The sequence below is a fragment of the Hydrogenophaga laconesensis genome, assembly GCF_031457235.1.
In the GTDB taxonomy this organism is placed as follows: domain Bacteria; phylum Pseudomonadota; class Gammaproteobacteria; order Burkholderiales; family Burkholderiaceae_C; genus Hydrogenophaga; species Hydrogenophaga laconesensis.
Map to the genome: position 1 here is coordinate 106,998 of NZ_JAVDWE010000016.1, position 22,373 is coordinate 129,370.

Below are 22,373 nucleotides of genomic sequence, written 5' to 3' on the forward strand. Positions count from 1 at the left end.
TCTCTTGTTCAGGGGCGACGATCAGAGCGCTTCCTTGCCGGTCTCGCCGGTACGGATGCGCACCACCTGTTCCAGGTCGGTGACGAAAATCTTGCCGTCGCCGATCTTGCCGGTGCGAGCAGCACCTTCGATGGCCTCGATCACGCGCTCGACGAGTTCGTCAGAGACAGCGGCCTCGATCTTGACCTTGGGCAGGAAGTCGACCACGTACTCGGCGCCGCGGTACAGCTCGGTGTGGCCCTTCTGGCGGCCGAAGCCCTTGACTTCGGTGACGGTGATGCCTTGCACGCCCATGCCGGAGAGTGCTTCGCGCACCTCGTCCAGCTTGAACGGCTTGATGATGGCTGAAACCATTTTCATGCTGTGATTCCTCTTCTAGAACGAAAGGGTGGTGACCGGAGGGCCCGACACCGCGGTTTGCGGAGGGACCCTGGGGAACTCCCGGGCCCGGATTCAATCGCTTACACGCCCAAGCACAGACCATGCCAGAGGGCATCGCTTCCGTACCCCCTGGGGTTCCTCTCCGCATGCCCGCCTACAGTGGCGCCACGCGCAGAAAAGTCCGCCAGCCGCTTCGCAGGCCGGCGCTGCCCACCTCACCAAAACAGGGCGCACCAATTCGGGGCATTGCAGTTTGGCTGTGAGGGAGGAGCCATGGCTGGCAGGCGCGCACCGAAACGGGGAGCCATCACCTATGAGTCTGTCTTTGGTGCACAGCCGCGCGCTGCTGGGCCTGGAAGCGCGGCCGGTCTGCGTCGAAGTGCATCTCGCCAACGGCCTGCCCAGCTTCACGCTGGTCGGCCTGGCCGACACGGGCGTGAAGGAAGCGCGCGAGCGGGTGCGCTCGGCCATCGCCAACGCGGGGCTCGAATTTCCCTCGAACAAACGCATCACGGTCAACCTGGCCCCGGCCGACCTGCCCAAGGATTCGGGTCGGTTCGATCTGCCGATCGCGCTGGGCATCCTCGCCGCCAGCGGGCAGATCGATGCCACCCGGCTGACCGGCTGGGAATTCGCCGGTGAACTCTCTCTGGGCGGTGAACTGCGGCCGGTGCGCGGCGCGCTCGCCATGAGCCTCGCCCTGCACCGCCACGACCCGGGTGCCATGCACGTCACCCGCCTGGTGCTGCCCCCGGGCAGTGCGGAAGAGGCCGCGCTGGTGCCGCAGGCACAGGTGTACCGTGCGCGCCATCTGCTCGACGTGGTCTCGCGCTTCCTGCCCGAGCGCGCGGAAGCCGCCCCCGAGCCGCCCGACGACAAGGGCTGGACCCGCCTCGCGCCGACCGCGCCTGGCGCGGGGCCCGGCTACCCCGACCTGATCGACGTGAAAGGCCAGGCCGCCGCCAGGCGCGCGCTGGAGATCGCCGCTGCCGGCGGCCATGGCCTGCTCATGGTCGGCCCGCCTGGCTCGGGCAAGTCCATGCTGGCGCAGCGCTTCGCAGGCCTGCTGCCACCCATGGACACGCTGGAAGCGCTCGAGTCCGCCGCCGTGGCATCGCTTGCAGGGCGCTTCGTGTTCTCGAACTGGGGTCAGCGCCCCACCTGCGCGCCCCATCACAGTGCGAGCGCGGTGGCGCTGGTGGGCGGCGGCTCGCCGCCGCGGCCGGGCGAAATCTCGCTGGCCCACCATGGCGTGCTGTTCCTGGACGAACTGCCCGAGTTTCCACGCAGCGCGCTGGAGGCGCTGCGCGAACCGCTGGAAAGCGGCCACATCCGCATCTCTCGCGCGGCCATGCAGAGCGAGTTCCCCGCCCGCTTCCAGCTCGTGGGCGCCATGAACCCCTGCCCTTGCGGTTTCCTGGGCCACCCCACCCGCGCCTGCCGCGACACGCCGGATCAGATCGCGCGCTACCAGGGCAAGCTCAGCGGTCCGCTGCTCGACCGCATCGACCTGCACGTGGAAGTGCCCGCCCTGCCGCCGCAAGAGCTGCTGCACGGCGCCACCGGCGAGAGCAGCGCGACCGTGCGCGAACGCGTGCACGCCGCCCGCGAGCGCGCCCACGCGCGCCAGGGCACCGCCAACCAGGCCCTGGCTGGCCAGGCGCTGGACAGCCACGCGAAGCCCGAAGCCGCCGCCCTCGCCTTTCTGCACGGCGCGGCCGCGCGGCTGGGCTGGAGCGCGCGCAGCACACACCGCGCCCTGCGCGTGGCCCGCACCATTGCCGACCTGGCGGGCACCGAAAAGGTGGGCGTGGCGCACGTGGCGGAGGCGGTGCAGTACCGGCGGGTGCTCAAGAGCGGCGGCTGAGGCGGGTCCGATGACCCCAGGCTCGCCCGCCCCCAGGGACAGCTGATATGGTGTCCGGCTTCCCACCTCGAACCCGCAGGAGACCTGGCATGAGCTACCCCGACACCCAACTCTTCATCAACGGCCAGTGGCGTTATGCCGCTGCTGGCGAAACGCTGGCGGTCTTCAACCCGGCCACCGGCAAGGAAATCGGCCGGGTGGCGCACGCGCGCCAGGCCGACCTGGACCAGGCGTTGGCCGCTGCGCAGAAAGGTTTCGAGCTCTGGCGCGACAAGGCACCGGTGGAGCGCGCCAGGCTCATGCGCGCCGCCGCTGCGCTGATGCGCGAGCGCGCCGGCGCCATCGCCGCGCTGCTCACACAGGAACAGGGCAAGCCGTTGGCCGAGGCCAAGGTCGAGGCCATGGCCGCCGCCGACATCATCGAATGGTTCGCCGATGAAGGCATGCGCGTGTACGGGCGCATCGTGCCGTCGCGCGGCAACCTGGCCATGCGCCAGATGGTGATGAAGGACCCGGTCGGCCCGGTCGCCGCCTTCACGCCCTGGAACTTCCCCATCAACCAGGTGGTGCGCAAGCTGGCTGCCGCACTGGCCACGGGCTGCTCCATGATCGTCAAGGCGCCGGAAGAGACCCCGGCCGCGCCGGCCGAGCTGGTACGCGCCTTCGCGGACGCTGGCCTGCCGCCCGGGGTGCTGGGCCTCGTGTACGGCACGCCGGCCGAGATCTCCACCTACCTGATCGCCCACCCCGTCATCCGCAAGATCACCTTCACCGGCTCAACGCCGGTGGGCAAGCAGCTGGCTGCGATGGCGGGCCAGCACATGAAGCGCGTGACGATGGAACTGGGCGGCCACGCGCCGGTGATCATCGCGGAAGACGCCGACGTGGCGCTGGCGGTGAAAACCGCGGGCGGGGCCAAGTTCCGCAACGCGGGCCAGGTCTGCATCTCCCCCACGCGCTTCCTGGTGCACGAGAGCATCGCAAAGGAGTTCTCGGCGGCGCTGGTGAAACACGCTTCCGGCCTCGCCGTGGGCGACGGTTCGACCGAGGGCACGCAGATGGGGCCGCTGGCCAACCCGCGTCGCGTCACGGCCATGGCCGAGTTCACGAAAGATGCCGTGGAGCGCGGTGCCACGCTGGCCACCGGTGGTGAACGCATGGGCGACGCCGGCAATTTCTGGCGTCCCACGATTCTCACCGACGTTCCGCTGGAAGCCCGCGTGTTCAACGACGAACCCTTCGGCCCCATGGCCGCAGTGCGCAGCTTCAACACACTGGACGAAGCCATCGCCGAGGCGAACCGCCTGCCCTACGGCCTGGCCGCCTATGCCTTCACGCGCTCGCTGAAAAACGCGGACCTGCTGGCGCGCCGCGTGGACGTGGGCATGCTGTGGGTGAACATGCCCGCCATGCCGACGGCCGAAATGCCGTTCGGCGGCGTCAAGGATTCGGGCTACGGTTCCGAGGGCGGACCGGAGGCCATGGAGGCCTACCTCAACTCGCGCGCCGTCTCGATCATGAACGTGTAGGGCTGCGCACCAAGGCACCGTCCAGAGGCAGCGAGGGTCCGGCTCCGCCGGCCCAAGATGCCGTCCCCCCTCGAAGCGCCGAAGGCGCGCCACAGAGGGGGGAAGCCGCAAGGCGGCGCAGGGGGGAGTTCCAATCAGCGGTTCGGACCGAGGCGGTTCGTGAACGCCACCACCAGCGCGGTCACGAAGAAGAAGGCCTGCAGCTCCAGGCGCCAGCCGCCGGTGTTGGTGATGTCGAACCAGTGGCCCATGTGGGCCAGGCCCACGGCGAAGGCCATGTTGATCGCGATGATCAGCGCCGCCGGCACCACCCACACGCCCACCAGCAGCAGCAGCGGCGCCAGGAATTCGCCCAGGTACACGCCATACGCGAGGAAGCCCGGCAGGCCCTTGCCCACCAGCATGCCCTCGATGCCGCCCACGCCACCGGTGATCTTGGCCCAGCCGTGGAAGATCATCAGGATGGCCAGCGTCCAGCGCAACAGGATGATGCCGAAGCGGGGCTGGTTGAAGAGGTTGTTGAGTGCGTTCATGGTGAGGAAAGTCCTGAGGAGACGGCTGCAAAAAAGGAGGTGCTGAAAGCTGACTCAGCGCCGCACGAAGAGGTTCCCGCGCGTGCCGCGGAGGGATTCCCGTTCCGCGGTCAGTGGCCTACGGCTGCTTCCACAGCTTGTACCCGCGCCACACCCACAGCACCACGCAGCCGGCACCCAGGGCCAGGGCCAGCCAGCCCAGGCCCGCAGAGCCCGCGACGATGTCGCGCAGCTCCGGCGACTGAAGGCGGTGGGGCGCGATCAGGACGATCAGACCGATGACCGCGAGCAGCACGCCCTTCCACAGCAGGTCTTCGTTGGGCAGTTTCTTCTTCGTCGCCATCGTGGCAAGCCCTCAGAGGTTCGGCGCCAGCCAGCGCTGCAGCTCGTTGCGGGCCGTTGCACTGCGCTCGGCCAGATCGTCCACCTGATCGTCAGCGATCTTGCCAACGTTGAAGTAGGTGCTCTGCGGGTGGGCGAGGTAGAAGCCGCTCACGCTGGCCGCCGGCGTCATGGCCAGGCTCTCGGTCAGGCCCATGCCGATGTCCTCGCACTGCAGCAGCTCGAACATCGGGCGCTTGACGGAGTGGTCCGGGCAGGCCGGGTAGCCGGGCGCGGGGCGGATGCCCTGGTACTTTTCCTTGATGAGGTCCTCGTTGCTCAGCGCCTCGTCGGGCGCGTAGCCCCACAGGTCGGTGCGCACGCGGTGGTGCATGCACTCGGCCAGGGCTTCTGCCATGCGGTCGGCCAGGGCCTTGAGCATGATGGCGGAGTAGTCGTCGAGGTCGTCGATGAACTGCTGTTCCTTCTTCTCCACGCCCAGGCCGGCGGTCACCGCAAACATGCCCACGTAATCGTTCGCCACGCCCTTGGGCGCGACGAAGTCGGCCAGGCAGCGGCTGGGCCGCATCACACCGTCGATCTCGTGTTTCTCGGTCTGCTGGCGCAGCCCGTGCCAGGTGAGCGCCACCTCGCTGCGGCTCTCGTCGGTGTAGAGCTCGATGTCATCGTCGTGCACCGTGTTGGCCGGGTACAGGCCGACCACTGCGTTTGCGCTGAGCCAGCGGCCTTCGATGAGCCGTTGCAGCATGCGCTTGCCATCGCTGAACACGCGGCGCGCTTCCTCGCCCACGACCTCGTCCTTGAGAATCTCGGGGAACGGGCCGGCCAGGTCCCAGGTCTGGAAGAACGGGCCCCAGTCGATGTACTTCGCGATCTCGTGCAGGTCGAAGTTCCTGAACACGCGCCGCCCGATGAACTTCGGCTTCTGCGGCGTGAAGGCGGCCCAGTCGATCGGCGTCTTGTTGGCGCGCGCCTTCTCCAGCGGCCACAGCGGCACCTGCTTCTTGTTCGCGTGCTGGTGGCGCACGCGCTCGTAGTCGGCGGTCACCTCGGCGATGTAGGCCGCCGCCTGGTCGGACAGCAGGCCCTGCGCCACGCTCACACTGCGCGAGGCATCGGGCACGTAGACCACCGGGCCTTCGTAGTGCGGCGAGATCTTCACCGCCGTGTGCACGCGGCTGGTGGTGGCACCGCCGATGAGCAGCGGGATGCGCTTCTCGCGGAAATGCGCGTCCTTCTGCATCTCGCCGGCCACGTATTGCATCTCCTCCAGGCTGGGCGTGATCAGGCCCGAGAGGCCAACGATGTCCGCGCCCTCTTCCTTCGCCTTGGCCAGGATCTCGTGGCAGGGGACCATCACGCCCATGTTCACGACCTCGAAGTTGTTGCACTGGAGCACGACGGTGACGATGTTCTTGCCGATGTCGTGCACGTCGCCCTTGACGGTGGCGATCACGATCTTGCCCTTGGACTTCACGTCGCCGCCGGCGGCCTCGAGCTGGCGTTTCTCTTCCTCGATGTAAGGCAGCAGGTGCGCCACGGCCTGCTTCATCACGCGCGCGCTCTTGACCACCTGCGGCAGGAACATCTTGCCCTGGCCGAACAGGTCGCCGACCACGTTCATGCCGTCCATCAGCGGGCCTTCGATCACGTTGAGCGGGCGGCCGCCGCCGGCCTCGATCTCGCGCCACATGGTCTCGGTGTCTTCGGTGATGAAATCGTTGATGCCGCGCACCAGCGCGTGCGAGAGGCGCTCGCGGATCGGCAGCGCGCGCCATTCGTTCTTCTTGCTGTCGTCCCTGGCTGCGCCCTTGGCGTTCTCGGCCACCTCGACCAGGCGCTCGCCGGCATCGGGTCGGCGGTTGAGCACCACATCCTCCACACGCTCGCGCAGCGTGGGCTCCAGTTCGTCGTACACACCCACCATGCCGGCATTGACGATGCCCATGTCCATGCCCGCCTGGATGGCGTGGTACAGGAACACGGTGTGGATGGCCTCGCGCACCGGGTCGTTGCCGCGGAAGCTGAACGACACATTGGACACGCCGCCGCTGACCTTGGCGCCGGGCAGGTTCTGCTTGATCCAGCGCGTGGCCTCGATGAAGTCGACCGCGTAGTTGTTGTGTTCCTCGATGCCGGTGGCGATGGCGAAGATGTTCGGGTCGAAGATGATGTCCTCGGGCGGGAAGCCGACCTCGTCCACCAGCACGCGGTAGGCGCGTTCGCAGATCTCGATCTTGCGCTCGTAGGTGTCGGCCTGGCCTTTCTCGTCGAACGCCATCACCACCGCCGCCGCGCCATAACGCTTCACCAGTCCGGCCTGGCGCTTGAACTCGTCCAGCCCTTCCTTCATGGAAATGGAGTTGACGACGCCCTTGCCCTGGATGCAGCGCAGCCCGGCCTCGATCACGTCCCACTTGGAGGAGTCCACCATCACCGGCACGCGCGCGATGTCGGGCTCGCCGGCGATGAGGTTGAGGAAGCGCACCATCGCGGCCTGGCTGTCGAGCATGGCCTCGTCCATGTTGACGTCGATGATCTGGGCACCGTTCTCCACCTGCTGGCGCGCCACGGCCAGGGCGTCCTCGAACCGCCCCTCGAGGACCATGCGGGCAAAGGCCTTGGAGCCGGTGACGTTGGTGCGCTCGCCCACGTTCACGAACAGGCTGCCCTCGCCAATGCGCAGCGGCTCCAGACCGGAGAGCAGCATGGGCGGCACGGGGGACGACGGGGAAGCGGATTCGGAAGACATGGGACTCACCAAGGCAGTTTGCGGAAAACAGACCGGTGAGCGCCGTTTGGGCCTGTTCGCGCCCACTCAAGCCTGACGCACGGTGGGGGACTGGTGGCCCGCCGGCGCTGCAACGCTCCTTGAGAAGCGGGGATTTTAGCTCGCCACGGATTCCGCGTCCCGCTGGTGCGATGCTTGCTTGCCCCGGCCGCATGGCCCCCCACCGCACCGAGCCCGACAGCCCCGGCACCGACTGGCATGCCCAGGAGCTGCTGCTCATGCGCGAGGTGATGAAAATGGTGGGCCGCAGCCTGGCGCCGGCCTTCGTGCTGCGCGAGATGCTGCACCTGATGAGCGAGCTGCTCGGCCTGAACCGGGGGCGGATGGTGCTGGCCGGTGAAGCACGGCAGGGTGTCCCGCGCACCGCGGCGGTCCGGCACGCCTATGGCCTCACGGCCGAAGAGGTGCAGCGCGGTGTTTTCCAGTGGGGCGAGGGCATCACCGGGCGCGTGCTGGCCACCGGACTGCCCGCCATCGTGCAGGACGTGGACGCCGAACCGCTGTTCCTGTTCCGCACCGTGCCCCGGAACCGCCTCCCCCCGCAGACCGTGGCCTTCATCGCGCTGCCGATCGAGGTCAACGGCGCGACCATCGGCGTGCTCGGGTGCCACCGCATCCGCAGCCGGCAGCGCCACCTCAGCGACGACCTGGCGGTGCTGCGCATCCTGGCCACGCTGGCCGGCCAGCTGCTCCAGCTGGAACAGCTGGTGGCCGACCAGACGCGCCAGCTCGTGGCACGCAACGCCGCGCTGGCGCGGGCACTGGAGAGTGCGAGCGCGCGCTACGGGCTGATCGGACAGTCGCCCGCGCTGCTGCAGGCACTGGGGGAGCTCGAACGCGTGTCGCAGTCCCAGGCCACGGTGCTGCTGCTGGGCGAATCGGGCACGGGCAAGGAGCTGTTCGCGCGCGCGGTGCACCTGGCCAGTGGCCGGCACGACCAGCCCTTCATCAAGGTGAACTGCTCGGCGATTCCGGACACGCTGTTCGAGTCCGAGCTGTTCGGTTACGAGAAAGGCGCCTTCACCGGCGCGAACACCGCGCGCGCCGGCTGGTTCGAGCAGGCCAATGGCGGCACCATCTTTCTCGACGAGATCGGTGAATTGCCACTGGCCATGCAGTCCAAGCTGCTGCGCACGCTGCAGGAGGGCACGCTGGTGCGCCTGGGCGGCACGAAAGAGCTGAAGGTCAACGTGCGGCTGGTGGCCGCCACCAACCGCGACCTGGCCCAGGAGGTGCAAGCTGGCCGTTTCCGGCAGGACCTGTACTACCGCCTGAACGTGATCCCGATCCGCCTGCCGAGCCTGCGCGAACGCGGCGATGACGTGCGGGCGCTCGCGCTGCATTTCGTGAACCGTGCCAACCAGACCCACCAGCGCAACGTGAACCTCGCGCCCGACGCGCTGGCGCGGCTGCAGGCGCACGACTGGCCCGGCAACATCCGCGAGCTGGGCAACCTGATCGAACGCCTGGTGCTGCTGGCCGACCACACCCTGGTGACGGCCAAGACGCTGGAGCCATTCATGCCCGAAGGCGCGGGAACACCGCCCCCGCCCGCCCCTGGCGACGCGCCCGTGGTGCGCGACTACCAGAGCGCGCAGTCCCACAGTGCCAACGCCCTGCGGGAGGCACTGGCGCGTCACCAGGGCAACCAGTCGCGCGCGGCGCAGAGCCTGGGCCTCACACTGCGCCAGTTCGCCTACCGGTTGCGCAAGGCCGGGTTGCGGTGATCGGTCGAAAGATCACCGGCATGGGCTCGCACCTTGCGCCACGCCTGACCGCCCCCATGTGCCCGGGCAGAACACCCCATTCCCACGAAGAAGCCGCCCACCATGAAAACGATCGACGAGATGCTGCACCTGGCCCTGCTCAGCCCCGACGAACACCGGCAGATCAGCCACTGGATCGCGCGGGCCGACTCCCCCGAAGAGATCCTGCAAATGCCTCCGCTGCTGTGGCGGGCCATCGAACGGGCCAGCGCGGTCATGGGCATCGACGAGGACCTGATGCGCCCGCCGGCGCTGGATGCCGGAGCCTGCTGAACCGTGGCCCGGATCGCTCGCCGCCCCACACAGTGTCGACATTGTGTCGACACATTGAACAGGCTGGCCTGACGCCGGCATCGTGACTGCTTCTGTTTCAGTAGCAGATATGCCTTTCAAATCAACAGCCTGAAGCCATTTCAGGTGCATTTCGCACTTCTGGCACGACCGTTGCGAAAGACAGTCCAGGCAATCCCGCCGGCCCTGTCCTTTCGTGAGGTTTCCATGAGCATCGACGCCATCCTGATCGCACCCGCCCAGTTGCAGGCCCTGCAGTCGTCCGAACCCGTGGTGGTCATCGACACCCGCGACGCCGAGACCTTCGCGGCCGGCCACATTCCCGGCGCCGTGAACGTGCGCGAGATCTTCACCTACCTGGCCACCTCCACGCCCGAAGGGCTGGAGGCGCTGAAGGCCACCTTCGCCAGCGCGCTCGGCGTGGTCGGCCTCTCGGGTGCCGAGACCGCCGTGTTCTACGAGGACGCGCTCAACAGCGGCTATGGCCAGTCCTGCCGCGGCTACTACCTGCTCACCTGGCTCGGCTACCCGAAGATCAAGGTGCTCAACGGCGGCTACAGCGCCTGGAAGGCGGCCGGCCTGCCGGTCTCCACCGAAGCGGCCACGCCCACGCCCGCCACCTTCCCCACGCTCACCGGCGCCGACGTCATGCTCACCCAGGCCGACGTGCAGGCCGCGCTGGGCACCGACACCGTGCTGCTCGACGTGCGCGACGTGGACGAATGGATCGGCGACAGCTCCTCACCCTACGGCAAGGACTTCGCCCCGCGCAAGGGCCGCCTGCCCGGCGCGAAGTGGGTGGAGTGGTACCGCTTCATGAAGCCCTCGGCCCAGGGCCCCGTGTTCAAGACGCCCGACGAGGTGAAGGCCGAATGCGCCACCGCCGGCATCGCACCCGACGACACCATCTACCTGTACTGCTTCAAGGGCGCGCGCGCCTCCAACACCTTCCTCGCGCTCAAGCAGGCTGGCTTCAGCGACGTGCGCATGTACTTCGGTTCCTGGAACGAATGGTCGCGCGACGAGAGCCTGCCGATCGAGACCGGCCTGCCGCTGGCGAAGTCGGGCAAGAAACCCAGCCTGGCCCTCGCGGCCTGATCCCTTCCTCTTTTCAACACCTGGAGACCCCATGTCCGCCACCGACACCCTCGACCCCGCCGCCCCCGTGACCACCGTGAAGGCCTACCTGCGCCCGATCGACGGCACCGGCCTCGCCGCCTTCGCCGCCAAGGGCAAGGCCAACCCGGCCAGCCGCGGCACGAACAAGGTGCACACCGTGATGGAGGGCCAGTACCGCTCGCTGTCGTACGTGGGCCAGCACAAGCCGGTGGTGGTGGACGAGCCGCTGCACCTCTTCGGCGAGGACACCGCACCCGCGCCGGGCGAGATCGTGCTCTCCGGCCTGGGTGGCTGCCTGGCCGTGGGTATCACGGCGGTGGCGACCTGGAAGGGCGTGAAGCTCAGCAAGCTGGAGGTCTTCATGGAAGGCGACATCGGCAACCCCGCCGCGTGGGGTGCCGGTGGCGCCCTGGAGAAGACGCCACCCGAGATGGGCTTCCAGGCCATCCGCGTGAAGGTGCTGGTGGAAGGCGACGCGTCGCGCGAGGTGCTGGACGAGATCGTGCAGCACGCCAACTTCTATTCGCCCGTGGCGAACACCATGCGCAACCCCATCCCCTTCACCATCGGTCTGGTGGACGCATGAACCCGAACGACCTGCCCCGCGAGCTGACCCACGACACATCGGCCGACGAGCTGATCGCCGCGGTGCGCGCCGTGGCGCAAGGTCCCCTGGCCAGCGTGGTCGAGGCCATCGACCGCGAAGGCCACTACCCGCGCGAGGTGCTGCAGCAGCTGGGCGCGCTCGGCGCCTTCAGCGCGCACCTGGACGCGCCGGTGGGTCGCGCCGACTACGGCCTGGCGATCCGCTGCATGGCCGAGGTCTCGCGCGTCTGCGGCGCTACCGGCTTCATGGTCTGGTGCCAGCTGGTCTGCGGCCTGTACATGCAGGCCAGCGGCAACCCGGCGCTGCAGGGCGAAGCCTTGCGCGCGCTGGCGAGTGGCGCGGCGCTGGGCGGCACCGCCATGTCCAACCCGATGAAGAGCTACGCGCAGATCGAAAGCCTGCTGCTCAAGGCCACGCCGGTGGACGGCGGTTACCTCGTCAATGGTGCGCTGCCCTGGGTGAGCAACCTCGGCCCGGGCCATGCCTGCGGCGCGCTGGCGGCGGTGGTGGACGCGCAAGGCGAACCCCTGGGCCGCGAGCTGATGTTCCTGCTGCGCTGCGACGCGCCCGGCATGGAGTTGCGCGAGTGCCCGAGCTTTTCGGCCATGGAGGGCACCGGCACCTACGCGCTGCGCCTGAAGGACGTGTTCGTCGGTGCGAACGACACCATGGCCGATCCGGCCAGGCCCTTCATCGCGCGCATCCGCTCCGCCTTCGTCATGCTTCAGTGCGGCATGGCCGTGGGCGTGGTGCAGGGCGCGATCGACAGCATGTGGGCGGTGGAAGCCCAGCTGGGCCATGTGAACCAGTTTCTCGAAGACCGGCCCGATGCCCTGCAGGCCGAGCTGGATGCGCTCACTGCGCGCGTGATGACCCTGGCCGAGACGCCCTTCAACGACTCGGCGGAGTTCTTCATCGACGTGCTCGACGCGCGTGCCCACGGCGCCGAGCTGAGCCTGCGCGCGGCGCAGTCGGCCCTGCTGCACCAGGGTGCTCGCGGCTACCTGATGAGCTCGGACGTGCAGCGCCGCGTGCGCGAATCGCACTTCGTGGCCATAGTCACGCCGGCCATCAAGCACCTGCGCAAGGAGATCGCGCGGCTCTCTGCCGAGGTGATGCCGTCATGAACACCGCCCTGACCCGCGTGGCCTCGGCGGTGCAGACCCTGGCGAGTGACCCGGCGTACCAGCAGTACATCTGCGACGCCTGCGGCTACATCTACGACGAGGCCCTGGGCGACCCGGACGGCGGGCTCCCGCCCGGCACGCGCTACGCCGACATTCCCGACGACTGGGCCTGCCCGCTGTGCGGCGTGACCAAGGCCGACTTCACGCCTTACACCGCGCCCACGCTGGACGCGCTGCGCGCCAGCCTCACCACGACCGCCCCCGTGACCATGCGCGGCGCGGCGGGCGTGGTGATCGTGGGTGCCGGCCGCGCCGGCTGGCAAATGGCCGAGGCGCTGCGCGCGCTCGACGCCACGCTGCCCATCACCCTGGTGAGCAATTGCGCGGGCGACGTCTACGACAAGCCCCTGCTGTCCGTGGCGATGGCGCGCGGGCTCGCACCCGAGGCCATCGCGAAGGAGACGGGCCAGGCGGCGGCGGCGCGCCTGAAGGTTCGCCTGTTCGCGAACACACAGGCCGTTCGCATCTGCCCCGACACGCGCACGCTGCGCACCACGCGCGGCCCACTGAAGTACGACCGGCTGGTGCTCGCGCACGGCGCACAGGCCGCGCTGCCGCCGACCCTGCCCGCCGCGCTGTGCTGGCGCATCAACCACCTCGCCGCCTACGAGAAACTGCGCGCCGCCCTGGGCCGCGTGGACGTGGACGGACCGAAGGACGTGCTCATCGTCGGTGCCGGCCTGATCGGCAGCGAACTCGCGAACGACCTGGCGCTGGGGGGGCACCGCATCACCCTGCTTGACGTGCAGACCGCCCCCCTTGCGCGCTGGCCCGCCGAACAGGCGGGCGCCCCGCTGCTCGATGCCTGGAAGGACCTCGCCATCCGCTTCGTCGGCGGCGTACAGGTGGCGCAACTGGAGCAGGTGGCTGGCCGCTACCGCCTCACCACCGCCTGCGGCCAGCGCTTCGCGGCCGATCAGGTGATCGCCGCCGCCGGCCTGCAGACACCGCCGCGCCTGGCGCAAAGCGCCGGGCTGGCCTGGCACAACGGCATTGCCGTGGACCCCGCCACACTGCGCACCAGCGACGAACACATCCACGCCATGGGCGACTGCATCGCGGTCGACGGACAGCCCAGCCGCTTCATCGAGCCGATCGCGCGCCAGGCCCGCGCCATCGCGGCGGTGATCTGCGGCGCACCCCCCGCGCCGTACGAACCGCGCACGGCGGTGGTGCGCGTGAAGACGACCTCACGTCCGCTCACGCTGCACTGAGCGGGCAGCCGAGGCATTCATTCCGCCGTCATCGAGACGAGATAGGCAGCGCCCACCAGAGGCATCAAGGGTCCGGCTCCGCCGGCCCGAGATGCCGTCCCCCCTCGAAGCGCCGAAGGCGCGCCACAGAGGGGGGAAGCCGCGTCAGCGGCGCAGGGGGGAGCTCACGACTTCCCGCCCCGACTGGCGTGCGCCTGCGCGAAGGCGAAGATGATCTCGCGCACCACCTTGCGCTGAGGGACTGGCAGGCGCAGGAAGGCGTCGAACACCTCCCGCTCCTCGTAGCTCACGCCGTCGTCCCACCGTTTGCGGCTCTCCTGCACCTGATGGCGCACCGCGCGCCCGAAGCGCAGCACCTCGGGCTCGACCTTGAGGATCTGGGCCAGCACCAAGAGCTTGTCCTGCGCGGGGATCGCCTCGCCCCGCAACCAGCGCGAAACCGCCTGGAACGACACCGACCGACCCCAGTAGTGCGTGTTGAAGAGATTCAGCAGCACGCCGGGCCGGGGCTCCAGTCCGGCCGCGAGCATGGCTTCGCGCAACCGCTGGGCAAATTCGAGCTTGTGTTCCATGGACCGAACGCTAGTTTTCGGTCTCGCATCGAATCAACTTTCTGTTGTGTTTCTCATTCACATATTGATTAAACTTCTCAAGTGGCAACCAACCAGTCAGGGAAGAACACATGGATGAACTTACCGTGCAACACGTCACGCCGACCACGCAGGCATTGCTGCGCTGGTGGTTCGAACCCCGGGACCGTGCCGACAGCGGCGGCTTTCTGGGAGGCCAGCGCCAGGTGCTCCTGCCGGCCATCACCGCCCACGAAGCCCTGGACATGGCGGCACCCGAGCCCAACCGGCCGGCGCACCGGCTGGCATTGGCCGACGCGGAGACCCAGCTGCATGCCCTGCTCGCGCTGCTCATCTGGCAATTGCTCAACCACCTGGACGCACGCGCCGCCGGACGGGCCGACCCCCGCTTCACCGACCAGTTCGTGCTGGTGGCCTCCGACGCGGGCACCCGCACCCGCCTGCTCTGCGCCTTGTGCGGCACCCCGGCACCCGATCACCCGGGTGGCCGCGATTTCGACCGGTCCGACCTGGCCCGGCTCGCGCCCCTGCTCATTCCCGCCGAGCGCCACGCCGAGGTGCTGGGCTTTGCGCGCGCGCATGCGGGCGAGGGCGAGGAGCACCTGCGCAAGACCGCGCACGAAAGCGTCATCGCCATCACCGACGACCGCCTGGAAGCGCTCGAATGCATGGCCCGCCTGCCCAATGCCATGCTGTTCGACGACGAGACGCGCCCGCCCTACCGCGACCTCCTCGAGGATCTGACGATCGGCCCGGCCTGGCGCCGCCAGCTCCGGCGCTTCGCCTCGACCCGCAACGGCCACGGCGCGCAGGTGGTGTTCACGCACCCGACCCACGGTGACGGCCGGCACCGCTATGTGGTGAGTGGCTCCGGCAGCAGCCAGGCCGCGGGCCCGGTCAGGCGCTGACGCCCTGCACCCGCACGGGCACCGTGCGGCGCACCGGCTTCGCCGCCCGCGCGCGCAACTGGCCACAACCGCCGTCCACGTCCTGCCCGGCAGACTGGCGCAGCTTGGTGAGAATGCCGCGCCGGTGCAGGCGGCGCGCGATGTCGGCCGCCTGTTCCCAGGCCGGGCGGCGGAACGGCAGCTCGTCCACCGTGTTGTACGGAATCATGTTGAGGATGGCGTAACGGCCGTGCAGCAGGCGCACGATGCCCTCGATCTCGTCGTCGCCATCGTTGATGCCTTCGAGAAGCGTCCACTGGTACTGGATGGGGTAGCCCGTGGCGCGCGCATAGCGTTCGCCCGCCTCCACCAGTTCTTCCGGCGACATGCGCGGCGCGCGGGGCAGCAGGCGCTCACGCAGCTCGGCCCTGGTGGTGTGCAGCGAGAGCGCCAGCGCGGGTTTGACGCGGCCCTGCGGCAAGGCATCGAACACGCGGGGATCGCCCACGGTGGAGAACACCAGGTTCTTGTGGCCGATGTTGCCCTCCGTGCCCAGCAGGTCGATCGCCTCGAGCACGTTGTCCAGGTTGTGCGCGGGCTCGCCCATGCCCATGAACACCACCTTCTTCACCACGCGCCGCGTGCGCGCCAGCGCCACCTGCGCCACGATCTCGGCACTGCCCACCTGCCGCACCAGGCCGCCCAGGCCTGTCATGCAGAACACGCAGCCCACCGCGCAACCCACCTGGGTGGACACGCACAGGCCGTCGCGCGGCAGCAGCACACTCTCCACCGTCTGGCCATCGCCCAGCGCCACCAGCAGGCGCGCCGACCCGTCTTCCCCCACGTGCTCCGAGCGCAGCACCGCCAGCGCGGCGAGCTCCGCGCCCAGAACCGGCAAGGCCGCCACCAGCGGCGCGGGCAGGAAATGCGCGATCTCTCGCCGGCCCGCGTCCTGCGGCAGGGCCTGGGACCACAGGCGCAGCACGCGCTGCTCGTGGCGGGGGTTGGCACCGAGCGCGCGCAGGCGCTGGCGGATGTCTTCAATGCGCATGAGGAAGCTTAACGCCCCCTGCGCCGCTGCGCGGCTTCCCCCTCTGTGGCGCGCCTTCGGCGCTTCAAGGGGGACGGCATCTTGGGCCGGCAAAGCCGGACCCTCGGTGCCCCTTGATGGGTTGCGCTCACCGCTCGAAAAGCGATGACAGCGCTGGCGCGACTTCATCGATGAAGTGCCGCAGCTTGGCGGGCACGAAGCGCTGGCCGGGGTAGACGAGGTGGATCGGGTCGGTGCGCGCATGCCAGCCCGGCAACAGCGGCACCAGCGCCCCCTGGTCGACCTCGCGCCGGCACACGTAGTCGGGCAGCAGGGCGACGCCTTGCGCATCGAGCGCAAGGCGCCGGATAAGCCGCATGTCGTTGGCCGCAAAGGCACTGCGCAGCGGCACGTTGACGCGCGCCTTGCCGCGCATGAGCGTCCAGCTGTCGCGCCCGAGCGGGCTGAAGCACAGCGCGGCGTGCTGCACGAGGTCCCTGGGCTGGCGCAGTGCCGGCGCGCTCTTCAGGTAATCGCGGTGTGCGAAAGGTGCCCAGCGCGCCTGGCCGATCTGGCGCGCGATCAGGCTGGAATCGGCCAGCTCACCGGCGCGCAAGGCCACGTCCAGGCCCTGCTCCACGAGATCGATCCGCGCATCCGAAAACACCAGTTCCACCGCCACGCCGGGATGCCGCGCCCGGTAGGCAGTGAGAATGCCGAGCAACTGGTCGTCGCCCATGTCGATCGGCAGCGTGATGCGCAGCAGGCCCTGGGCCTCGTGCCGCCCCGCATCGAGCTGCGCCTCGGCCTGCAGGATTTCGTCGAGCCCGCGCGCGGCCTGGTGCAGGTAAGCCTGACCGGCCTCGGTCAGCCGCAGGCGGCGCGTCGTGCGCTGGAGCAGCGTCACACCCAGGCGCTGCTCCAACCGCGCCACGCGCACGCTCAGGGTCGAGGTCGGCATGCCCATGGCCCTGGCGGCGGCACTGAAACCGCCCGCCTGTGCCACGCGCACGAACACCAGCGTGTCGTTGAGATCGGGGTGCTGATTGTTCATTCCATTGAAAAATGATTTGTGATCTTACCGACTTATCAGCGGAACGCTTGCCCGTTACAGTGCTCTTTCAACAGGAGAACACCCCATGAAAACCGTTTCTTTCATCCAGCGCAGCGCCGGCGGCCATTGGGTCGGTGACGGCTTTCCGGTGCGCAGCATCTTTTCGTACAACGGCGCGGCTGAGCGCTTCTCGCCCTTTCTGCTGCTCGACTACGGCGGCCCGACGAAATTCGAACCCACCACGCAACGCCGTGGCGTGGGCCAGCACCCGCACCGGGGCTTCGAGACCGTGACCATCGTCTACGAGGGTGAGGTGTCGCACAGCGATTCCAGCGGCGGTGGCGGCACCATCGGCACCGGTGAGGTGCAATGGATGACGGCGGCCTCGGGCATCGTGCACGAGGAGTACCACAGCGAGCGCTTTGCAAAAACCGGCGGTCCGTTCGAGATGGTGCAGCTGTGGGTGAACCTGCCTGCGCGCGACAAGATGGCCGCACCCGGCTACCAGGGCATCACACGCGAGCAGATTCCGCAGGTGGACCTGCCGGATGGCGCCGGCACGGCGCGTGTGATCGCGGGCGAGTTGCTGGGCGTGAAAGGCCCGGCCCGCACCTTCACGCCCATGCAGGTGTGGGACCTGCGCCTGAAGGCCGGTCATGCTGTGACGCTGCCGGCCGCCGAGGGCCACACCACCGCGCCCTTCGTGCTGCGCGGCCGCCTTCGCCTGGCCGACGGCAAGGAAGTGACCGCCGCCCAGATGGCCGTGCACTCCCGCGACGGGCAGGACGTGACGTTCGAGGTGCTGGAAGACGCGACCGTGCTCTGGCTGGCTGGCGAACCGATCGACGAGCCCATCGTGGGCTATGGTCCCTTCGTCATGAACAGCGAGGCCGAGATCCACCAGGCCTTCGCCGATTTCCAGAGCGGCAAGATGGGCCGGATAGCCGCGACCGCGTAACCCCACGAAAGGAGACGAGATGCTCGAGATGGTGATCACCGCCCGCGAAGCCGACCTGGGCCATGGCCTGAAGGTGCGGCGCGTGCTGCCCTACGCCAAGCGCCGGATGGTCGGCCCGTGGATCTTCGTGGACCACGCCGGCCCGGTGACGCTGGCCGCCGAGGACACGCGCGCCGCCGATGTGCGGCCCCACCCGCACATCGGCCTCTCGACGGTGAGCTACCTGCTCAGCGGCCAGGTGTCGCACCGCGACAGCCTGGGCGTGCACCAGCTCATCAACCCCGGCGACGTGAACTGGATGACGGCCGGGCGCGGCATCTCGCATTCCGAGCGCTTCAAGCACCCGGACTCGTTCGCCGGCGGGGGGCTCGAACTCATGCAGCTGTGGGTGGCCCTGCCCGAGAAGGACGAGGAAACCGACCCCGCCTTCACGCACTACCCGGCGAGCGACCTGCCGGTGCACGACGAAGGCGGCGTGTGGATGCGCCTCATCGCGGGCGAAGCCTATGGCCTCAAGAGCCCGGTGCGCACGCATTCGCCCCTGTTCTATCTGCACACCGAATGGCAACCCGGCGCTCGCAAGGCGCTGCCGGGTGGCCACCGCGAGCAGGCGGTGTACGTGGCACGCGGCGAAATCGAACACGACGGCCATACCTACGTGCCCGGCCAGATGCTCGTCTTCGGCGACGACGCGGATGCCGTGATCACGGCGCACACCCGGGCCACGCTGATGATCTTCGGCGGTGAACCGCTGGGTGAGCGCCACATCTTCTGGAACTTCGTGTCCTCGCGCAAGGAACGCATCGAACAGGCCAAGGCCGACTGGACCGCCGGCCGCATTCCGCTGCCACCGGGCGACGACAGCGAGTGGATTCCGTTGCCCTGATGCCGCGCTACACGCCGAGGTAACGCCCCGGCCGGTGGTTGAGCGTGAGGATGGCGCCGATGGCCACGGCGCCCACCACCGACTGCAACACGCGCTGCGGCGGCACCACCACCAGGGCCGCCAGCACCACCAGCACGTCCACGCCCATCTGCACGTGGCCCGCCCGGATGCCCCGGCTCTGCTGCAGCCACTGCGCCACGATGTTCACGCCGCCCACGCTGGCCTGGTGGCGCAACAGGGCCAGCAGGCCGAAACCGATCAGAAAGCCCCCGAGCACCGACGCCACCCAGGGGTTCAGCAGTTCGAAGCGGACCACGCGCGGCGCCCATGCGGTGAACATCGACACCAGCGCCACGGCGCACAGGCTCTTGACGGTGAACTCGGCCCCCAGCCGGCGCCACGACAGCGCGAAGAACGGCAGGCTGAAGACGAAGAAGCACAACGCCAGGCTCCAGTCCGTGGCGTAACTCACCAGGAACGCCATGCCTGCCACGCCGCCGGTGAGCAACCCGGCGTGGGCGAACATGGTCATGCCGAGCGCGACGAACAGCGACCCCGCCAGCAGGGCGTGGCCATCGTCGAGCCAGGTGTGGGACAGCCGGGACAGGGGCGATGCGCTCATGCCCCCGAAGCAAGCACAAGGCATGCCGCGCGGAGGCCGCTACAGCCCCAGCGCGCTCAGCCCGGGATGATCGTCGGGCCACCGGCCCAGGGGCCAGTGGAACAGCCGCTCGCTCTCGTGGATCGGCCGGTCGTTGATGCTGGCGTGCCGCTGTTCCATGTAACCCTCGGCGTTGAACTGCCAGTTCTCGTTGCCGTGCGAGCGGAACCAGTGGCCCGAGTCGTCGCGCCATTCGTACACGAACCGCACGGCGATGCGGTTCGCGTCGAAGGCCCAGAGCTCCTTGATGAGCCGGTAGTCCAGCTCCCGGGCCCATTTGCGCACGAGAAAAGCATGCACCGCGTCGCGGCCCACCGGAAACTCCGCGCGGTTGCGCCAGCGCGTGTCCTCGGTGTAGACCTTGACGACCCGGTCCGGGTCGCGCGAGTTCCACGCGTCCTCGGCCATGCGCACTTTCTCGATGGCTGACTCGCGCGCGAACGGCGGCAGCGGCGGACGTGGCTCCATCAGTACTGCTTGTATGGAAGAAATTTGCCAGACATGACGATCTGCACCCGGTCGCCGTTCGGGTCGGCCTGGCGCTGCATGTCCATCTTGAAGTCGATCGCGCTCATGATGCCGTCGCCGAACTCTTCGTGGATGAGTGCCTTGAAGGTGGTGCCGTACACGCTCACGAGTTCGTAGAAGCGGTAGATCAGCGGGTCGGTCGGCACCGAGGTGGGCAGCGAACCCTTGTAGGGCACGACCTGCAACCATTTCTGTTCGTCGACGGTGAGGCCGAAGATCTTGCCCAGCACCTTGGCCTGCGCCGGCGTGGCGGTCATCTGGCCCAGGCACAGCGCGGTGGTCCATTCCTTGGACTGGCCCACCTTCTTGGCCACGTCGGCCCAGCTCAGGCCCTTGGTGACTTTGGTGTTGACGATTTTTTCGGTGACGTCGAGTCGGCTCATGTGTTGCCTCTTTGCTTGTGATGAAGGAGAAAAACGGAGGGGAAGGAAATCAGTGCGCCTTTGCGCGGGTGACCAGAAAGTCCACGATGTGGTTGCGCAGGTCGTAGTAGCCGTCGAGGTGGTGCAGTTGCGCGCGCGTGCGGCTGCGCGGCAGGGTGTTGACCACCACCTCGGCCATGCCGCCGGGCACGTAGCCGTTGGCGCCCTCGCTGCCGTTGCTCATGAGCAGGATGCGATCGGCCAGCAGGATGGCCTCGTCCACGTCGTGCGTGATCATGAAGACGGTCTGCTGCGTCTCGCGCACGATGCCCATGAGTTCGTCCTGGATGGTGCCGCGCGTGAGCGCGTCCAGCGCGCCGAAGGGCTCGTCGAGCAGCAGCATCTTGGGCTGGATGGAGAAAGCGCGCGCGATGCCGACGCGCTGCTTCATGCCCCCGGAGAGCTGACTGGGCTTCTTGTCGATGGCGGGCGAGAGGCCGACCATGGCCACGAATTTCTCCACGTGCGCGTTGAGGTCGGCACGCGGCATGTCGGGCCAGCGCGACTTCACCGCGAACTCGATGTTCTGGCGCACGGTGAGCCAGGGCATGAGCGCATGGCCCTGGAACACCACGCCGCGTTCCAGGCTGGGGCCGGCGATCTCGCGGCCGTCCATGAAGGCGTGGCCCGCACTCGCGGTGTCGAGCCCGGCGAGCACGTTGAGGATGGTGGTCTTGCCGCAGCCGCTGTGGCCGATGATGCAGACGAACTCGCCCTTGTCGATGGCGAACGACACGTCGGCGAACACGGGCTTGTCGGCCTGGTAGGCCTTGCCCAGTTTTTCAACCTGCAGGAAACCGGTCATCTTGGGGGCTTTCTTGGAAGGTTTCGTTGCGAGGCCCGGGCGGGTGCGGTCGGCGGATTCACTCCACATAGGTCACCACCTTCTGGAGCCGGGCGAACATCAGGTCGAGCAACATGCCGACCACCCCGATGAGCAGCACGGCAAAGATCACGTTGGTGAGCGAGAGGTTGTTCCACTCGTTCCACACGAAGTAACCGATGCCCGTGCCACCCACCAGCATCTCGGCGGCCACGATCACCAGCCACGCGATGCCCATGCTGATGCGCATGCCGGTGAGGATGGTGGGCGCGGCGGCCGGCAGGATCACGCGGAAGGCTTTGCGCAACGGGTTCACCTCCAGCGTGCTGGCCACGTTGATCCATTCGCGCTTGACCGAGGCCACACCGAACGCGGTGTTGATCAGCATCGGCCACACCGAGCAGATGAAGATCACGAAGATGCCACTGATGTTGCTGTCCTTGAGCGTGTACAGCGCCAGGGGCATCCAGGCCAATGGACTGATGGGCTTGAGCACCTGCACGAAAGGGTCGAACGCCTTCTGCATGAGCGGCGACATGCCGATGAGGAAACCCAGCGGAATGGCCACCGCCATCGCCAGCAGGAAGCCCAGGCCGACACGGGCGAGCGAATGCATGAGCTGGATGCCGATACCCTTGTCGTTCGGACCCTTGTCGTAGAACGGATCGGAGATCTGCGCCCAGCTCGCCTTGGCCACCTCGGTCGGCGGCGGAAAGCCACTGCTCTTGGCCGCCCCGGGGTCCTTGCCCATCATCTTCGCGTACTCGATCTCCTCGGCCGTCATGCCGGTCGAAGAGCCGCCGATGCTGGGACCGCTGGTCGAGAGCTGCCAGATGCCCACGAACACCGCGAACAGCAGCAGCGAGACCAGCGCGGCGCGCAGGTTGAGGCTGACATTTTTCAT

Annotated in this window: 23 protein-coding genes and 1 riboswitch; of the genes, 11 read left to right on the plus strand and 12 right to left on the minus strand. The window is 68.4% G+C overall.

Annotated features, from left to right (window positions below; translation table 11 throughout):
• Positions 1-21: 21 nt before the first annotated feature.
• Entirely contained in the window at positions 22-360 is a 339-nt protein-coding gene (locus J2X09_RS22735; protein WP_137919429.1) for a P-II family nitrogen regulator, read from the minus strand.
• 334 nt (positions 361-694) lie between these two features.
• On the opposite strand from J2X09_RS22735, the gene J2X09_RS22740 reads away from it, so the two are divergent.
• Positions 695-2,248: a YifB family Mg chelatase-like AAA ATPase gene (locus tag J2X09_RS22740; protein ID WP_204734462.1), complete on the plus strand. Its 1,554-nt coding sequence runs from the start codon at positions 695-697 to the stop codon at positions 2,246-2,248.
• 89 nt (positions 2,249-2,337) lie between these two features.
• Positions 2,338-3,777 carry an NAD-dependent succinate-semialdehyde dehydrogenase gene (locus J2X09_RS22745; protein ID WP_204734463.1) on the plus strand — a complete coding sequence of 480 codons (1,440 nt, stop codon included), beginning with the start codon at positions 2,338-2,340 and terminating at the stop codon, positions 3,775-3,777.
• 134 nt (positions 3,778-3,911) lie between these two features.
• Here the strand turns inward: J2X09_RS22745 and J2X09_RS22750 are convergent, their stop codons facing one another.
• The 3 genes from J2X09_RS22750 to metH form a co-directional block, all read right to left on the minus strand.
• Entirely contained in the window at positions 3,912-4,310 is a 399-nt protein-coding gene (locus J2X09_RS22750; protein WP_204734464.1) for a DoxX family protein, read from the minus strand.
• Between the two features lie 118 nt (positions 4,311-4,428).
• Entirely contained in the window at positions 4,429-4,653 is a 225-nt protein-coding gene (locus J2X09_RS22755) for a hypothetical protein (RefSeq protein ID WP_204734465.1), read from the minus strand.
• Positions 4,654-4,665: 12 nt separating this feature from the next.
• Positions 4,666-7,362: a methionine synthase gene (gene metH, locus J2X09_RS22760; protein WP_204734557.1), complete on the minus strand. Its 2,697-nt coding sequence runs from the start codon at positions 7,360-7,362 to the stop codon at positions 4,666-4,668.
• 72 nt (positions 7,363-7,434) lie between these two features.
• Positions 7,435-7,531, minus strand: a riboswitch (S-adenosyl-L-homocysteine riboswitch).
• 64 nt (positions 7,532-7,595) lie between these two features.
• Here metH and J2X09_RS22765 point away from each other — a divergent pair.
• The 6 genes from J2X09_RS22765 to J2X09_RS22790 all read left to right on the plus strand — a co-directional run bounded on the left by J2X09_RS22765 (position 7,596) and on the right by J2X09_RS22790 (position 13,627).
• A complete protein-coding gene (locus J2X09_RS22765) occupies positions 7,596-9,170 on the plus strand; it encodes a sigma-54 interaction domain-containing protein (protein ID WP_310309473.1) in 1,575 nt (524 codons plus the stop codon).
• Between the two features lie 102 nt (positions 9,171-9,272).
• On the plus strand, positions 9,273-9,482 hold the full coding sequence (locus J2X09_RS22770; protein ID WP_204734466.1) for a hypothetical protein: 210 nt from the start codon (positions 9,273-9,275) through the stop codon (positions 9,480-9,482).
• 225 nt (positions 9,483-9,707) lie between these two features.
• Complete coding sequence (locus tag J2X09_RS22775) at positions 9,708-10,598, plus strand: sulfurtransferase (RefSeq protein ID WP_204734467.1); 891 nt, start codon at positions 9,708-9,710, stop codon at positions 10,596-10,598.
• Positions 10,599-10,629: 31 nt separating this feature from the next.
• Complete coding sequence (locus J2X09_RS22780; RefSeq protein ID WP_204734468.1) at positions 10,630-11,205, plus strand: OsmC family protein; 576 nt, start codon at positions 10,630-10,632, stop codon at positions 11,203-11,205.
• On the plus strand, positions 11,202-12,353 hold the full coding sequence (locus J2X09_RS22785; RefSeq protein ID WP_204734469.1) for an acyl-CoA dehydrogenase family protein: 1,152 nt from the start codon (positions 11,202-11,204) through the stop codon (positions 12,351-12,353). The genes J2X09_RS22780 and J2X09_RS22785 overlap by 4 nt, the downstream gene beginning before the upstream one ends.
• Positions 12,350-13,627, plus strand: a complete 1,278-nt coding sequence (locus J2X09_RS22790) for an FAD-dependent oxidoreductase (RefSeq protein WP_204734470.1) — start codon at positions 12,350-12,352, stop codon at positions 13,625-13,627. Before J2X09_RS22785 ends, J2X09_RS22790 begins: the two co-directional genes overlap by 4 nt.
• A gap of 164 nt (positions 13,628-13,791) precedes the next feature.
• On the opposite strand, the gene J2X09_RS22795 is transcribed toward J2X09_RS22790, so the two are convergent.
• Positions 13,792-14,199 (minus strand): helix-turn-helix domain-containing protein, encoded by a 408-nt coding sequence (locus tag J2X09_RS22795; RefSeq protein ID WP_204734471.1) that lies wholly within the window; start codon positions 14,197-14,199, stop codon positions 13,792-13,794.
• Between the two features lie 110 nt (positions 14,200-14,309).
• Here J2X09_RS22795 and J2X09_RS22800 point away from each other — a divergent pair, with 110 nt between their 5' ends.
• Complete coding sequence (locus J2X09_RS22800; RefSeq protein ID WP_204734472.1) at positions 14,310-15,125, plus strand: hypothetical protein; 816 nt, start codon at positions 14,310-14,312, stop codon at positions 15,123-15,125.
• Here the strand turns inward: J2X09_RS22800 and J2X09_RS22805 are convergent.
• Positions 15,115-16,158, minus strand: coding sequence for an RNA methyltransferase (locus J2X09_RS22805; protein WP_204734473.1), 1,044 nt, complete (start codon positions 16,156-16,158; stop codon positions 15,115-15,117). The two genes, J2X09_RS22800 and J2X09_RS22805, sit on opposite strands and share 11 nt — an antisense overlap.
• Positions 16,159-16,285: 127 nt before the next feature.
• Positions 16,286-17,191 carry a LysR family transcriptional regulator gene (locus J2X09_RS22810; protein WP_204734474.1) on the minus strand — a complete coding sequence of 302 codons (906 nt, stop codon included), beginning with the start codon at positions 17,189-17,191 and terminating at the stop codon, positions 16,286-16,288.
• Positions 17,192-17,276: 85 nt separating this feature from the next.
• Between J2X09_RS22810 and J2X09_RS22815 the strand changes: the two genes are divergently transcribed.
• Both J2X09_RS22815 and J2X09_RS22820 read left to right on the plus strand, forming a co-directional pair.
• The gene (locus tag J2X09_RS22815; RefSeq protein WP_204734475.1) at positions 17,277-18,149 is read left to right on the plus strand and encodes a pirin family protein; all 873 of its coding nucleotides are present in this window, start codon (positions 17,277-17,279) and stop codon (positions 18,147-18,149) included.
• 19 nt (positions 18,150-18,168) lie between these two features.
• Positions 18,169-19,035, plus strand: a complete 867-nt coding sequence (locus J2X09_RS22820; RefSeq protein WP_204734476.1) for a pirin family protein — start codon at positions 18,169-18,171, stop codon at positions 19,033-19,035.
• Positions 19,036-19,042: 7 nt separating this feature from the next.
• On the opposite strand, the gene J2X09_RS22825 is transcribed toward J2X09_RS22820, so the two are convergent.
• The 5 genes from J2X09_RS22825 to ntrB are packed head-to-tail and all read right to left on the minus strand — an operon-like array spanning position 19,043 to position 22,373.
• Positions 19,043-19,657 (minus strand): YitT family protein, encoded by a 615-nt coding sequence (locus J2X09_RS22825; protein ID WP_204734477.1) that lies wholly within the window; start codon positions 19,655-19,657, stop codon positions 19,043-19,045.
• A gap of 39 nt (positions 19,658-19,696) precedes the next feature.
• Positions 19,697-20,164 carry a nuclear transport factor 2 family protein gene (locus J2X09_RS22830; protein WP_204734478.1) on the minus strand — a complete coding sequence of 156 codons (468 nt, stop codon included), beginning with the start codon at positions 20,162-20,164 and terminating at the stop codon, positions 19,697-19,699.
• Positions 20,164-20,607, minus strand: a complete 444-nt coding sequence (gene cynS / locus J2X09_RS22835) for a cyanase (protein WP_204734479.1) — start codon at positions 20,605-20,607, stop codon at positions 20,164-20,166. The genes J2X09_RS22830 and cynS overlap by 1 nt, the downstream gene beginning before the upstream one ends.
• Before the next feature lie 49 nt (positions 20,608-20,656).
• A complete protein-coding gene (locus J2X09_RS22840) occupies positions 20,657-21,520 on the minus strand; it encodes an ABC transporter ATP-binding protein (protein ID WP_374726526.1) in 864 nt (287 codons plus the stop codon).
• Positions 21,510-22,373 (minus strand): nitrate ABC transporter permease, encoded by an 864-nt coding sequence (gene ntrB / locus J2X09_RS22845; RefSeq protein WP_204734481.1) that lies wholly within the window; start codon positions 22,371-22,373, stop codon positions 21,510-21,512. The genes J2X09_RS22840 and ntrB overlap by 11 nt, the downstream gene beginning before the upstream one ends.

Coding starts and splice junctions, on each gene's coding strand:
- J2X09_RS22785 (WP_204734469.1), top strand. CDS start 11,202: ATGAACCCGAACGACCTGCCCCGCGAGCTGACCCACGACACATCGGCC.
- J2X09_RS22790 (WP_204734470.1), top strand. CDS start 12,350: ATGAACACCGCCCTGACCCGCGTGGCCTCGGCGGTGCAGACCCTGGCG.
- J2X09_RS22735 (WP_137919429.1), bottom strand. CDS start 360: ATGAAAATGGTTTCAGCCATCATCAAGCCGTTCAAGCTGGACGAGGTG.
- J2X09_RS22765 (WP_310309473.1), top strand. CDS start 7,596: ATGGCCCCCCACCGCACCGAGCCCGACAGCCCCGGCACCGACTGGCAT.
- J2X09_RS22750 (WP_204734464.1), bottom strand. CDS start 4,310: ATGAACGCACTCAACAACCTCTTCAACCAGCCCCGCTTCGGCATCATC.
- J2X09_RS22815 (WP_204734475.1), top strand. CDS start 17,277: ATGAAAACCGTTTCTTTCATCCAGCGCAGCGCCGGCGGCCATTGGGTC.
- J2X09_RS22795 (WP_204734471.1), bottom strand. CDS start 14,199: ATGGAACACAAGCTCGAATTTGCCCAGCGGTTGCGCGAAGCCATGCTC.
- J2X09_RS22755 (WP_204734465.1), bottom strand. CDS start 4,653: ATGGCGACGAAGAAGAAACTGCCCAACGAAGACCTGCTGTGGAAGGGC.
- J2X09_RS22775 (WP_204734467.1), top strand. CDS start 9,708: ATGAGCATCGACGCCATCCTGATCGCACCCGCCCAGTTGCAGGCCCTG.
- J2X09_RS22805 (WP_204734473.1), bottom strand. CDS start 16,158: ATGCGCATTGAAGACATCCGCCAGCGCCTGCGCGCGCTCGGTGCCAAC.
- J2X09_RS22820 (WP_204734476.1), top strand. CDS start 18,169: ATGCTCGAGATGGTGATCACCGCCCGCGAAGCCGACCTGGGCCATGGC.
- J2X09_RS22825 (WP_204734477.1), bottom strand. CDS start 19,657: ATGAGCGCATCGCCCCTGTCCCGGCTGTCCCACACCTGGCTCGACGAT.
- J2X09_RS22770 (WP_204734466.1), top strand. CDS start 9,273: ATGAAAACGATCGACGAGATGCTGCACCTGGCCCTGCTCAGCCCCGAC.
- ntrB (WP_204734481.1), bottom strand. CDS start 22,373: ATGAAAAATGTCAGCCTCAACCTGCGCGCCGCGCTGGTCTCGCTGCTG.
- J2X09_RS22810 (WP_204734474.1), bottom strand. CDS start 17,191: ATGAACAATCAGCACCCCGATCTCAACGACACGCTGGTGTTCGTGCGC.
- J2X09_RS22800 (WP_204734472.1), top strand. CDS start 14,310: ATGGATGAACTTACCGTGCAACACGTCACGCCGACCACGCAGGCATTG.
- cynS (WP_204734479.1), bottom strand. CDS start 20,607: ATGAGCCGACTCGACGTCACCGAAAAAATCGTCAACACCAAAGTCACC.
- metH (WP_204734557.1), bottom strand. CDS start 7,362: ATGCTGCTCTCCGGTCTGGAGCCGCTGCGCATTGGCGAGGGCAGCCTG.
- J2X09_RS22740 (WP_204734462.1), top strand. CDS start 695: ATGAGTCTGTCTTTGGTGCACAGCCGCGCGCTGCTGGGCCTGGAAGCG.
- J2X09_RS22830 (WP_204734478.1), bottom strand. CDS start 20,164: ATGGAGCCACGTCCGCCGCTGCCGCCGTTCGCGCGCGAGTCAGCCATC.
- J2X09_RS22840 (WP_374726526.1), bottom strand. CDS start 21,520: ATGTGGAGTGAATCCGCCGACCGCACCCGCCCGGGCCTCGCAACGAAA.
- J2X09_RS22745 (WP_204734463.1), top strand. CDS start 2,338: ATGAGCTACCCCGACACCCAACTCTTCATCAACGGCCAGTGGCGTTAT.
- J2X09_RS22780 (WP_204734468.1), top strand. CDS start 10,630: ATGTCCGCCACCGACACCCTCGACCCCGCCGCCCCCGTGACCACCGTG.